Source organism: Chitinasiproducens palmae (assembly GCF_900095735.1).
GTDB lineage: Bacteria > Pseudomonadota > Gammaproteobacteria > Burkholderiales > Burkholderiaceae > Chitinasiproducens > Chitinasiproducens palmae.
This window is the reverse complement of record NZ_FNLO01000001.1, coordinates 173081-185920: the sequence shown is the minus strand read 5'-3', so window position 1 is coordinate 185920 and position 12840 is coordinate 173081. Positions and strand designations below refer to the sequence as shown.

Below are 12840 nucleotides of genomic sequence, written 5' to 3'. Positions count from 1 at the left end.
GTCGCGTTGCAGCCGTGCTGGCTTTCCGCACTGTGCTGGCGCTTGTGCTCGCGCCTGTGCTGGCGCTAGTGCCGGCGCTTCTTCGGGCGCGTACCGAATGTCACGACCGGTGTCGGTTCCCCTTTCCCTCGTTTCGAGAAACGCCTGATGCTCGCACGTCTGATCGCCGCCACGGTGCTCACCCTTGCCCGTCTGCTCACGGGAGCCCGCAGCCTCTGGCTCGGCTGCGCTCCCCTGCCCGTCCAGCGGATCTACTATGCGAACCACAGCAGCCACGGCGACTTCGTGTTGCTGTGGGCGGCATTGCCGCCGGCCATCCGCCGCCGCACCCGTCCAGTGGCGGGCGCCGACTATTGGCTGAAGACACCGCTGCGGCGCTATCTGATCGAGCGCGTGTTCAATGGCGTCCTGGTCGACCGCAGGCGGCCGGCGCCGGGCGAGCAGTCCGTCGCGCTCGACACCATGCTGGAGGCGCTCGATGCGGGCGACTCGCTGATCCTGTTTCCGGAAGGCACCCGCAATCTGGACGAGAGCGGCCTGCTGCCGTTCAAGGCTGGCCTGTATCACCTGGCCCGCGCGCGGCCGCATGTCGAAGTGGTGCCTGTCTGGATCGGCAACCTGAATCGCGTGATGCCGAAGGGCCGGCCGATTCCGTTGCCGCTGCTCTGCACCTTGAGCTTCGGTGCCCCGCTGACCGCGACAGCCGACGGCCACGACGATCCGCATCACGACGTGGCGGGACCGCCAAGCGCCGTCGATCCGGGGCAGGACGATTCCCGCCCGCGTGGCGTCGATGAGAGCGACGGCAAACGACGCTTCCTGGCCGAGGCCAGCGCTGCGCTGCTCGCCCTCGCGCCGCAGGAGGTGCGCTGATGGACCGCTCGACCTGTCTCGTATTCGGCGGCCTGGCCATCGTGCTGGCGCTCGCCTCCCTGATCGCCGCCGTATTGAAACGTCGCGCGCGAGGGCCGCAGCCTGTCATCGACAATCTCGTCTCGCGCATCAATGCCTGGTGGGTGATGATCGGCGTGCTCGCCATCGCGTTCGCACTGGGGCGCGTCGCGACGGTTCTGCTGTTCTATCTCATCTCGTTCTATGCGCTGCGCGAGTTCCTGACCATCGCGCCGACGCGACGCGGCGATTATCCGGCACTGGTCGCGGCGTTCTACGTGGTGTTGCCGCTGCAGTATGTGCTGGTGGGCATCGGCTGGTATGGCATGTTCGCAATCCTGATCCCGGTCTACGTCTTTCTATTGCTGCCGATCCTGGCATCGCTGGGCGGCGACACCACGCGGTTCCTCGAACGGGCGTCAACCGTGCAGTGGGGCTTGATGATCGCGGTGTTCTGCATCTCGCACGTGCCGGCGCTGCTCACGCTCGACGTACATGGCTTCGACGGCAGCCGCGTGTTGCTGATCGTGTATCTGGTGCTGGTGGTGCAGGCCTCCGACGTGCTGCAGTACGTCTGCGGCAAACTGTTCGGCAAGCGCAAGATCGCGCCGCGACTGTCGCCGTCAAAGACGGTGGAAGGGTTCGTCGGTGGCGTCGCGCTGGCCACCCTGCTCGGCGCGTCGCTCTATCGCATCACGCCGTTCACGTTCTGGCAGGCGGCACTGGTCTCGCTGATGTTGACCTTGCTTGGCTTCTTCGGGGGCATCGTGATGTCCGCCATCAAACGCGACCGCGGCGTGAAGGACTGGGGTCAGATGATCGAAGGGCACGGTGGCATGCTCGACCGGCTCGATTCCATCTGTTTCGCTGCGCCGATCTTCTTCCACGTGCTGCGCTATTGGTGGGTCTGACGCAAGCCGCGCGCGCAGTTGCGCCAGAGACGCCGATCATGGCGTGCGGACTGCGCGGACCGCGCGTCGGACTGGCCTGAGGCCGTCGCGCGGCAGCACGGGCCGCGCTTGCCGCAACGCATAGCGGGCGGCGCAACGCCGCGCGGGCGCCGGGGCGCCCGTTGTTTCGCCGGAGCCTGATTCGACGGTCGAGTCTAGCAAGGCATAGGAAAGCGGCAGCGAACCGGTCCGCGCGGGAGCGGCGCGTCGGTCCGACCGACCAACGGGGCCGCGGCTTGGCGCCGCCCTGCACCCGACCGCCTCGCGCGTCGGCGCGCTTCATGAGCCGCTACAGCAGCGCTACACCAGGGCTACAGCAGCGCTATGCCAGCGCTTTACCACCGCTTTACGACCACGACAGCACCAGTTCACCAACCGCTGCCACCGCCGCCGCCACCGCCACCACCGGACGAACCGCCGCCAGACGAACCGCTGGACGACGACGAGCTGTCACTGCCGGACCAGCTGCCGCTGCTGCCGGGCGAGCTCGACGACGAGGGTGTCGACACCTCGGCCGGTGCCAGGTCGCGGCTCAGACTGCGCAAGCTCACACCGGACAGTCCATGCGCCGATGACATGTCATGATCGCCGTAGCGCGACTGCATCAGTGTCACTGCCTCGCCGGCGGCGGGATCGGTGAACAGATCCGCGAACGCAGCATTCCACGCCTTGCCGACGTCGAGCGCGATAGCATAGGGCAGGAAGCGCTCGTACAACGCCAGCTTTTCGTCGACCGTCTTGAGCATCGCAATGCGCGGGGTCTCGGCGACGGTGAGGAACTGCCTGAGACCGTCGATCTCGTCGCGCACGACGAAGCCTGCCGGCGTGTAGCTCTGCAGAAAACGGAAACTGCGCATGACAACCGGAAGCATCAGCAGCGGCAATAACGCCGCGACGCCCTGCAGCCAGTCGCCGGTCGTCAGCATGAACGCCAACATCATCAGCCCACCCGACAACGGAATCAGCGAGAAGACCGTCCAAAACACGCGCGCGATCGAGACACGGCGATCGAAGATGCTGAAAACAAAGCTCGCCAACACCATCACCGCGATCGCTGCGAACGGCATCGCCATCCAGATGCCGCTTGCGCCGCTGTCGCGGTGCAGCAGCCAAGCCGTCAGCACGAACCACGCGAACCAAGCCAGGGCGCCGAGACGCGCCGGACGGCGTGCGGGCCGCAGCAAGTGGCCGTGCTCCGCCTGCAACAGGTCGGGCAACGACGACATCGCACGCCCGAGGTTGCTACGTCCCGCGCGTTCGCGGTCGATCGAGGTCTGTTTTCCAAAGAGCGTCGTACGCAAGCTGTCCAGCACCGTATCCGGTGCGGCGCGCCGCGGCTCGAGCTTCTCGAAGAACACGGACTTGTCCGCGTCGTCGCCCTCGCCGTCATCGTCCGCGGCAGCGTCGCCCGACGGCGAGGCCGCCGCGCGGCGGGCGCGCTCGGCGCGGTCCTGCTCGGCGGCCATCGCCATCGCGGTCTGCATCGACGAGTCGTCGGCGAGCGCGCCCTTTCTCTTGCGCGCCGGCTTGGCACGGACCTTCCTGACCATCTTCATGCGGCCGGTCGCGATCAGGTCGAGCATCGCGCTGACGAAGGTCTGCTCGTCATAGCGCTGCGTGCGGATGTAGCGGGTGCCGGCCGCGCTGACGCCAGCCGGCGCCTCGAAGCGCGGCACCACCGTGCCGCGCCTCTTCCGGCGACGGCTGAACCACAGCGCGAAGTAGTAGACCGCGAAGAGAACGAACGCAACAGCGCAAACCACCAGCGCGAGGTTATCCCACACGAAGCCGCGCAGCACCTGCGCACGGGTCGGCGGCGCGATCAGCCCCTTCCGCCAGGACGCGGCCACCGTCAGTCCTTCGCCGGCGGCGAGCGGTGCGGTCGTGACGAAGGTCACCGTGCCGGGCGATTTTTCCCGCACCGTTGCCGCCTCGCCGCGCGCGCCGGCCGGCCCAGTGTAGAACGCGGTGTGCAGGATCGGCACGGCGGCCGGTAGCGTGATCCGCGCGGCCGCCTGTTCGATCGGCAAGGTCCAGCCGTTGCCGGTCACGTTCCAGTACAACTCGTCGAAGTCCGGAAAGAAGCCGAGCTGCCGTGTCGTGCGGTAGCGGATCACGAACTTGTGCACGCCGTAGTCGAGCATCCTGTCAGGCTGGCCGATCCGCACGCGCACGCCGTTCTTCAGGCGAATCAAGGCGAACTGCTCCGGCTCGCCATCTCGCGACACGTCGAGCACGTCGAAACCGACCACCACCCGCGTGCCGTCCGGCCGATGGTAGATCGTCGGGAAGTCGCGCTGCAGCCCGCGCTTGATCTCGCGCAGTGCGGCGAACACGTCGATCGACTCGGTGACGACCATGCTGCCGTCCCGTTCGACCTTGACGTCGCTGAGGAACGCTAGAATGCGCTCGCTTTGATCGAAGCGCTGGCGGAGCGAAGCCCGTCCGCTCGGTTGCAAGGCCCGCCGCAACGCACTGTCGACTTGGCCACCGTCGACAGGTCCCGCGATGTCGACGTTGTCCGTCGCGTCAGCCGCGGTGGCGACGTTCGCGCCGGTCGCGGTATCGACCGGCAATGCCTCATCGCTCATCGCGGCGGCCGCCATGTCCTCGGCGGCGTAACGCTGGGCCTCGGCCAGCGCGTTGAGCGCCGCCCCGCTATCGGCAGAGGCTTCGACCGGGGCGGCCACCGCGTTGCCGACCGGTGCGGACACGCCTACGGCGGCAAGCAGCACCAGCCTCAGCGCGATGGCGACAGTGCCGGTGGCGAACAGGAACCGGCGCCGGGTGGCATGAACGAACTGCGCGCGACGCGCGCCTACGGTGCGCATCGGCTCAGAACGCGACGCGCGGAACCGCGCGTTCGCTCGCGTCTTCGATCTCGAAATAGGGCTGCGTCTCGAAATGACCGGCGCGCGCCACGATCATCGACGGGAAGGACTCGACCAGATTGTTCATGTCCCGCGCGGTGCCGTTGTAGTAACGGCGCGCAAGCTGCAGCGCATCCTCGATCTCCGCGAGCTGGTCTTGCAGTGCGATGAAGTTCTGATCGGCTTTCAGCGCTGGATACGCTTCCGCCACTGCGAACAGGCGTCCGAGCGCGCTCGACAGCCCTTGCGCGGCCTGCGCCTGCTCGGCGACGCCGGTGGCCTGCATGCTCTTCGCGCGCTGCGCGGTCACGTCGTCGAACACACCGCGCTCGTGCGCCGCGTAGCCCTGCACGCTGCGCACGAGATTCGGAATCAGATCGGCGCGGCGCTTGAGCTGCACATCAATGCCGCTCCAGCCCTCGCGCGCCATGTTGCGGCGGCTCACGAGCCGGTTGTAGGTGGCCACCGCGTAGACGATCACTACGACGAGGACCGCGAGAACAATCCAGACGCCAGACACCATCTGTCTTCCTCCGTGCACGTTCATGATGGGCGGCCGTCTGTCGCGGCCGTGTCCCATGTTGCCATACACGAAGGCCTTCCGTCCCCGCGCGGCGGTCTTACTCCAATTCGCCGCCGCGCGTCTCGGGCAGGAAGAAGAACACGATCAGCGCCGCGAGCGCGAAGAATCCGGCGGTGGCGGCCAGCGCGCTGCCGACGTGGTTGCCGCTGGACAGGAAACCGACCATGGCTGGCGCCAGTGCGCTGGTCGCGCGACCCGTGTTGTAGATGAAGCCTTGCGCGGTGGCCCGCACATTGGTCGGGAACAATTCCGCGAAGGTCGGCGCGAAGCCGCTATAGAAGCCGGTGCCGAAGAACGCGACCACCGGGCCGAACGTCAGCAGCAGCCACGGCGACTGAATCGCCACGTAGAGCGGCACCGCAACGGCCGAACATGCGAAAAACAGGATGAACGCAAGCCGGCGACCGATGCGGTCGGCGATGTAGCCGAAGCAGATGAAGCCGAGCGCGGCACCGACCTGCATCACGACGATCCAGGTGGTGGAGCGCATCAGATCGAAACCGGGGCCGCCTTCGCTGACCGGCGTGGCCAGATAGGCTGGGATCCAGGTGAACAGGCCCCAGTAGCCGCACATCGCCGCCGCGGTGAAGGCCAGACCGACCAACGTACTGCGTAAGTGCGTGCCGAACAGGGCCGCCGCGGTTTCGCGCAGGGTGAGGCGCTGTTTCTGGCGCAGCCAGATCTCGGACTCGTGCGTATGGCGCCGCACCCAGAACGCGAACAGCGCTGGCAGCAGGCCCACCGCGAACACCCAGCGCCAACCGAGGTGCGGCAGAACGGCAGCCGCGACGAGCGCGGCCAGCGCGTAGCCCGCCGCGAAAGCACTCTGCACCCACGCCATCACCTTGCCGCGATGCTCGGCGGGCCACGTTTCCGTGATCAACGCCGCGCCGGCGGACCACTCGCCCCCGATGCCGAGCCCCAGAATGAATCGAAACACCAGCAACTGAGCGACGCTGTCGGCAAAGCCGCAGAGCGCGGTGCCGACCGAGTAACACAGGATGCTCAGCACCATCGAGCGCGTGCGACCGATGCGATCGGCCAGATAGCCGAAGATCAGTCCGCCCACCGCCGTGGCGAGCAATGTCAACGAGGCAATCGCGCCGGCCACACCCTTGTCGAAATGCAGGTCGGCGCTGATGAATCGAATGACCATCGCAAACAGCATCAAATCCATGATGTCGAGCATCCACCCGATGTAGGCGGAGCTGAACGAACGCCACTGATCCGACGTGGCACCGACATACCACTTGCCGCTTGACTGCGTCGCCTTCAACGACGCCGGTTTGCTGCTCATGCCCGTCTCCTATCGAGTGGCTGCGCGCCGACCGCTGCGATGGCAGTCAGACGTATTTATGAACAATACGAACATTAACGAAAACAGATGTTATAGCGCCTTACGAAAATATTCCGTCGTGGTTAACCATAAATAGATATACACGTATCGTTAAACGATACTCTTGCCATGGCGTCGTTTGGCGCATCACCCACGGAGCACAAAATGGCAGCGTATTCATTGCGCCTCTACGAGGACACCCTGGCCCCCAACCACGCGCCAATCTATCTTCCCGCGGCGGCCCGCGCGTGCTACGTCGTACATGGCAGCGCCACCTTCGAATACGACGAGGGCGCTCAGCATCAGCGGGCTGGCGGTGCCTGGCTTGGCGACGCGCCGCTGGCGCTGCTGGCCGGCGAGGAAGGTGCAACGCTGTGGCGCTGGGAACTGGACGCGACCGATGCGCCGCCCGGCGAACTGCGCTCGGCGCCGGGTGCCACCAGCACCTGCAAGCTGGCGGAGACGATCGACCTGGATCCGCGCCAGCAATGGCTCATGCGCTGCGATTCGGTGTACTTCCCGCCGGGCGGGATTGCGCACACGCATGTGCATCAGGGACCCGGCATCCGCTGCACGCTGGAAGGCGAGATTGCGATCGAAACACTCGGTCAGCGGCACGTGCACGGACCCGGGGATGCCTGGCTGGAACTCGGGCATGCGCCAGTGCTGGCACCCACGACGGAGGCGCGCGACACCACGTTCATCCGCTGTTTCGTGCTGCCGCGCGCCTGCCGGGGCCGCAGTTCGATCCGCTACGTGCATGCGGAAGACGGCGGCAAGCAGAAGCCGCAGCGGTATCATGTGTTCGGGGAACGCTTCATCTCGCTCGCCTGAGTCCTTCGCTCTTTCGCGTTACCTGGCGACGCGCCTGTCGACGGGCGCGTCGGCTCTCTCGGGCGGACTACCGGATTTGTATGAACAGACTCTTGGACCGCGCCGGGATGCGGAACGACGCGGAGGCGTCCGCCGACTCCGCCGCCTCGTCCACCTCGCTGATGTCGCTGCGCATTCTCGAAGTGCTGGCCGAGCGCGGCGAGGAATGCGGCATCACCAGCCTGGCGGAGGCCATCGGCGTACCCAAGGCACGCGTGCATCGCCATCTCGGCGCCCTGCGGCAGCGCGGCTACGTGACACAGAACCCAAGCACCAGCCGTTACCGCATCGGCTGGCGGCTGTTCCTGCTGGGCCAGCGTCTCGTCAAGCAATTCGACGTGGTCGGCCTTGCCCGGCCGGTGATGGAAGAACTGCGCGACGAAGTCGGCCAGACGATCGTCATCACGACCTTCACCGACAAGGAAGTCGTCGTGCTCGACCTCGTTCGGGGCCGCAGCCCGCTGGAAATCCTGCTCCATCCGGGCACCCAGTTCCAGTTCCATTCGGTTGCGCAGGGCAAGGTCGCACTCGCGTTCGGCGCGCCGGAGCGTCTCGACGCACTGCTGGAGCAAGCGCTGGTCGCCTGCACGCCACACACCATCGTCGATCCGGAGCGCCTGCGCTACGAGATCCAATTGGTCCGGCAACGCGGCTGGGCCGAAGCGCCGGAGGAAGTTTTTCTGGGCGTGAATGCGCTGGCAGCGCCGCTGTTCCAGGAGGATGGCTCGCTGTTCGGCGCCGTGGCGGTGGTCGGCTCGATTCATTACCTGCCCGCGCGCGCCGATCCGGCCACGGTCGAAGCGGTCAAGAACGCCGCGTCGCGTATCTCGCAGATGCTTGGCGCACACCGCTGAAGGCAAGCGGCGCGATATCACTCGCGCGCCCCCGGCGGGAGGCGCTGCCAGGCGGGAAACACGTTTCGCGGCGCGGCATGGCCGCCGACCGGCACGACGCCGCGATGCCTTCATGCCTCCATGCCTCCATGCCTCAGCGCGCCGCTTCGGACGCAGGCACGCGCGAGACCGACCGTGCCTGTTCGCGACACCGTGCACGCATCGCTTGCACGGCGGCCTTCGCGCTGTCCCTTGCGGCTTCGCTTGCCGCGTTGCGCGCTGCACCGCCTCGCGCAAGCAGGGCTGGCGAGCGCAACGGGCGGCGGCGCGTATGCGGGTGCGATGCCGCGCGCGCCATCCGGCCGCGCAAGCGCGCCAGCGCGGCGCAGATCTCAGGCCGTCGCGCCTTGCCGCGCCGCCAGATCGAGCGCAACGTCGACGATCATGTCTTCCTGGCCGCCGACCATCTTGCGTTTGCCGAGCTCGACCAGGATGTCGACCGTCTTCAGACCATACTTCTGCGCGGCGACCTCGGCATGCCGCAAAAAGCTGGAATACACGCCGGCATAGCCCAGCGCGAGTGTTTCCCGGTCCACGCGAACCGGACGGTCCTGCAGCGGTCGCACGAGATCATCGGCCGCGTCCATCAGACCGTACAGATCGCAGCCGTGATGCCAGCCCTGCCGCTCCGCTGCCGCAATGAAGACTTCCAGCGGCGCGTTGCCGGCGCCGGCGCCCATGCCGGCCAGACTGGCGTCGATGCGGTCGCATCCCTCTTCCACCGCGATCAGGGAATTCGCAACCCCGAGGCTGAGGTTGTGGTGCGCATGCATGCCGGTCTGCGTCTCGGGTTTCAACACATCCTTGAATGCGCGAAAGCGGTCACGGATGTCGTTCATGCCCAAAGCACCGCCGGAGTCCACCACGTAGACACAGGTCGCGCCATAGTCCTCCATCAACCTGGCCTGTTCCGCCAGCTTCTGCGGCGTGGTCATATGGCTCATCATCAGGAAGCCGACCGGGTCCATGCCCAGTTCGCGCGCGTACGCCAGGTGCTGGCGCGAGACGTCGGCCTCGGTGCAGTGCGTCGCCACGCGGACCACGCGCGCGCCCGCGTCGTAGGCGTTGCGCAGGTCGTGCATGGTGCCGATGCCCGGAATCAGCAGCGTCGCAATCTTCGCGCGGCTGACGCTGTCGGCTGCCGCCGCGATCCACTCGACGTCGGTGTGCGCACCGAAGCCATAGTTGAAGCTCGAGCCTTCCACGCCGTCGCCGTGCGCGACCTCGATGCTGTCCACACCCGCGGCGTCCAGCGCAGCGGCGATCGCCTTCACGTTCGCCACGCTGTATTGATGCCGGATCGCATGACTGCCGTCGCGCAGCGTCACGTCCGAGATATAGAGTTTCTTGTCCGCGTTCATTGCACCGTCTCCGATTTGCCGCGCGCCACGCCCGCTTCCATGCGCCGACGCGCCATCATTTCGGCGCAGGCCAGCGCGGCCGAAGTCATGATGTCCAGGTTGCCCGCGTACGCGGGCAGGTAGTGCGCCGCACCTTCGACTTCGAGATAGACCGACGTCTTCAGCCCATGGGTGGCACCGACGCCCGGCACGTTGAGGGGACGATCGGCGGGAATGTCGTCGAACTGCACCTTCTGCTTGAGGCGGTAACCCGGCACGTAGCGCTGCACGCGCGCGACCATCGCCTCGATGCTGCGCTCGATTGCCTCGCGTGCCGCGGGTGCCGACAGCACGAACACAGTGTCGCGCATGATCAGCGGCGGCTCCGCCGGATTCAGGATGATGATCGCCTTGCCGCGCTTCGCGCCGCCCAGCTTCTCGATGGCGCTGCGCGTCGTCTCGGTGAACTCATCGATGTTGGCGCGGGTGCCCGGGCCAGCCGACTTGCTGGCGATCGACGCGACGATCTCCGCGTAATGAACCGGCGCCACCTGCGAGACAGCCGCGACGATCGGAATCGTCGCCTGGCCGCCGCAAGTCACCATGTTCATGTTGTTCGCATTCTCCTTTTCGAGATTGATCGCCGGGATCACGTACGGTCCGATCGCGGCCGGCGTCAGGTCGATCACCTGCACGCCGTGCGACTGCAACACCTCGTTGTGACGCTTGTGCGCGCCGGCCGAGGTTGCGTCGAATGCGATGTCGATGTCCTTGAAGACATCGAGCGCCACCAGCCCTTCGATGCCGTCGGCAGTCGTTGCCACGCCAAGACGCGCCGCGCGGGCGAGACCGTCCGAGTTTGGATCGATGCCCACCATCGCGCCCATCTCAAGGTGCTGGGCGTTGCGCATCACCTTGATCATCAGGTCGGTGCCGATGTTGCCCGAACCGATGATCGCGACTTTTACCTTCTCTTTCATGATCGGATTCCAATGAGACGGTGACGGATCGCGCGACGCCTCATGCTTCGCGCGCGCGACCGGTCGCCGTCATTTGCTTCGTTGCGGCGCCGACAGGTCGACCGTGCGGTGTCGGTACCGCCTGCGCCCGGCCCGTGTTCAGCCCGTGTTCAGCCCGTGTTCAGCCCGGGTTCAGCCCGGGTTCAGCCCGGGTTCAAACCTTCACGTGGAAACCGGCGCTGCCGAGTTGCTCCATGTCCACCGACACGTACTGTCCCGGCCGGATCCATTCGGCCGGCGTGGCACCGCCAGCCATCACGATCCAGCCCGGCTGCAACGGTTCGCCGGCCGCCGCCGAGAGTCGCGCCGCGGCCACCAGCGAGCGCAGCGGGTGGCCAAGCAGCGCCGCGGTCGAACCCACCTGCACCACGCGGCCATCGAGGCTCAACGTCAGCCCTAGGTTGCCGAAGTCGAGTTTCGGATCGCGCCAGGCGCCGAGCACGAAGCCGGATGACGAAGCGTTGTCGGCGATCACCTCGGGCAGGGTGAACTTGAAGTCGCGATAGCGCGAATCGATGATCTCGAGCGCCGGCGCAACGGCTTCCACCGCTGCCAGCGCTTCGGGTCCGGTCACGTCGCCCGCCAGCTCGCGCTTCAGCACGAAAGCGATTTCCGGCTCGACGCGCGGATGGACGTAGCGCGAGAACAGACTGCTGCCACCCTCCTCGATCTGCATGTCGCTGGTCAACCGCCCCCAGATGACGTCGGAGAGGCCCATCTGCAGCATCTTCGCGCGGCTGGTGAAGCCCATCTTCACGCCCACGCGGCGTTCGCCGCGGGCGAGCCGCCGCGCGATCGACGCGGACTGGATGGCATAGGCATCGTCGAGCGACAGACGGTTGTCCGTGTCGAACTGAGCGACTTCGCGCGCCTCGCGCGCTGCGTCGTCGAGCAGCGCGGCATACCGCGTGACCTGGTCGGATACTGCCATTGGCGAACTCATCAACGCGCCTCGCTCGTCTCGTTTTCAAACACGGCTCGTACCGAGCCGAGGCCATTGATGCGGGTCTCGAATACGTCGCCGGGTACGACCGGCACCATCGGCCCGAGCGCGCCCGACAGGACGAGATCGCCCTCCCTCAGCGGCGTACCGAGGCGTGCCATCGTGCGCGCCAGCCACACCACCGCGTTGAGCGGATGACCGAGGCAGGCGGCACCGGCGCCGACCGAGACCGGCTCGCCACGCCGCTCCAGCACCATGCCGCACAGGCGCGGATCGAATGCGTCCAGGCGCCGGGGCGTTGCGCCGAGCACGAACGCCGACGACGAAGCGTTGTCGGCAACGGTGTCGGCGATGCGGATGTTCCAGTTCTCGATGCGGCTGCCGACGATTTCCAATGCCGGCAACGCATAGTCGATCGCGCGCAGCACGTCGAGCTGGCCCGGGGTCGACATGGTCAGGTCGCGTCCGATCACGAAGGCGATCTCGGCCTCGATCTTGGGTTGGGCCAGAATCGCCGCCGGGATCGGCTCGCCATCGCCGTAGCCCATGTCGTCGAACAACACGCCGAAATCGGGCTGATCGACGCCAAGCTGCTTTTGCACCGCCAGCGACGTGAGGCCGATCTTCACGCCGATGCGGCGCGCGCCCGCCGCCAGGCGCCGCTCGGTGTTGTGCCGCTGGATGGCATAGGCATCGTCGACGCTGATGCCGGGAAACGTTTCACGCAATGGCGCGATAAAGCGGCCGCTGCGCGCCGCGGCGTCCAGTGCGTCCGCCGCCGTGACGATCGTATCGGTGGCTAGCTGATTCATTGCGCTGCCTGCCGCGCGGCGTCGATCTCATCCTTGGTACGCCCGCCGACGGCCCAATGGATCGCCGGCGTGGTGGTGACATAGACGCGGATGCTGTCCAGCGGGGCGCCGAGCGTCTCGTGAACCGTGTTGGCGACAGCCTTCACACACGTCTTGACCAGTGCGTCGTCGCGGCCCTCGACGAGGGAAATGTGCACGATGGGCATAGTGTCTCCGTTCAAGTGCGTGGCCGAGCCCGAACAGGCCCGTCTGCCGTCATATTGCGCAGCGAAGGAGATACCGTCCAATACTGATTTCTGTAGAACCGATACCGTTTCGGTATTACCCGAT

General features: G+C 66.6%; 12 protein-coding genes. 4 read left to right on the top strand and 8 right to left on the bottom strand.

All coding sequences use genetic code 11. The annotated features are described in order from the left end of the window. The first annotated feature begins 144 nt into the window (after positions 1–144). Complete coding sequence (locus BLU54_RS00580) at positions 145–873, top strand: lysophospholipid acyltransferase family protein (RefSeq protein ID WP_211435288.1); 729 nt, start codon at positions 145–147, stop codon at positions 871–873. Further along, positions 873–1802, top strand: a complete 930-nt coding sequence (locus BLU54_RS00575) for a phosphatidate cytidylyltransferase (RefSeq protein WP_091903535.1) — start codon at positions 873–875, stop codon at positions 1800–1802. The genes BLU54_RS00580 and BLU54_RS00575 overlap by 1 nt, the downstream gene beginning before the upstream one ends. Positions 1803–2209: 407 nt before the next feature. On the opposite strand, the gene BLU54_RS00570 is transcribed toward BLU54_RS00575, so the two are convergent. The 3 genes from BLU54_RS00570 to BLU54_RS00560 form a co-directional block, all read right to left on the bottom strand. After that, on the bottom strand, positions 2210–4672 hold the full coding sequence (locus tag BLU54_RS00570; RefSeq protein WP_091903533.1) for a DUF2207 domain-containing protein: 2463 nt from the start codon (positions 4670–4672) through the stop codon (positions 2210–2212). A 4-nt stretch (positions 4673–4676) separates the two neighbouring features. Beyond that, entirely contained in the window at positions 4677–5234 is a 558-nt protein-coding gene (locus tag BLU54_RS00565; protein WP_091903531.1) for a LemA family protein, read from the bottom strand. Positions 5235–5331: 97 nt separating this feature from the next. Beyond that, positions 5332–6591 carry an MFS transporter gene (locus tag BLU54_RS00560; protein WP_091903529.1) on the bottom strand — a complete coding sequence of 420 codons (1260 nt, stop codon included), beginning with the start codon at positions 6589–6591 and terminating at the stop codon, positions 5332–5334. Positions 6592–6795: 204 nt separating this feature from the next. Here BLU54_RS00560 and BLU54_RS23540 point away from each other — a divergent pair, with 204 nt between their 5' ends. Together BLU54_RS23540 and BLU54_RS00550 are read left to right on the top strand one after the other, a co-directional pair. Further along, the gene (locus tag BLU54_RS23540; protein ID WP_170844958.1) at positions 6796–7464 is read left to right on the top strand and encodes a hypothetical protein; all 669 of its coding nucleotides are present in this window, start codon (positions 6796–6798) and stop codon (positions 7462–7464) included. A gap of 80 nt (positions 7465–7544) precedes the next feature. Continuing rightward, complete coding sequence (locus BLU54_RS00550) at positions 7545–8357, top strand: IclR family transcriptional regulator (protein ID WP_170844957.1); 813 nt, start codon at positions 7545–7547, stop codon at positions 8355–8357. 371 nt (positions 8358–8728) lie between these two features. Here the strand turns inward: BLU54_RS00550 and dmpG are convergent, their stop codons facing one another. The 5 genes from dmpG to BLU54_RS00520 form a co-directional block, all read right to left on the bottom strand. Then, entirely contained in the window at positions 8729–9757 is a 1029-nt protein-coding gene (gene dmpG, locus BLU54_RS00540; RefSeq protein WP_091903522.1) for a 4-hydroxy-2-oxovalerate aldolase, read from the bottom strand. After that, positions 9754–10716 (bottom strand): acetaldehyde dehydrogenase (acetylating), encoded by a 963-nt coding sequence (locus BLU54_RS00535; RefSeq protein ID WP_091903520.1) that lies wholly within the window; start codon positions 10714–10716, stop codon positions 9754–9756. Before BLU54_RS00535 ends, dmpG begins: the two co-directional genes overlap by 4 nt. A 193-nt stretch (positions 10717–10909) precedes the next feature. After that, entirely contained in the window at positions 10910–11686 is a 777-nt protein-coding gene (locus tag BLU54_RS00530) for a 2-keto-4-pentenoate hydratase (RefSeq protein ID WP_091903518.1), read from the bottom strand. An 11-nt stretch (positions 11687–11697) separates the two neighbouring features. After that, positions 11698–12510 (bottom strand): 2-keto-4-pentenoate hydratase, encoded by an 813-nt coding sequence (locus tag BLU54_RS00525; protein ID WP_091903516.1) that lies wholly within the window; start codon positions 12508–12510, stop codon positions 11698–11700. Next, positions 12507–12716 (bottom strand): tautomerase family protein, encoded by a 210-nt coding sequence (locus tag BLU54_RS00520; RefSeq protein WP_091903514.1) that lies wholly within the window; start codon positions 12714–12716, stop codon positions 12507–12509. Before BLU54_RS00520 ends, BLU54_RS00525 begins: the two co-directional genes overlap by 4 nt. Between the last annotated feature and the right edge of the window lie 124 nt (positions 12717–12840).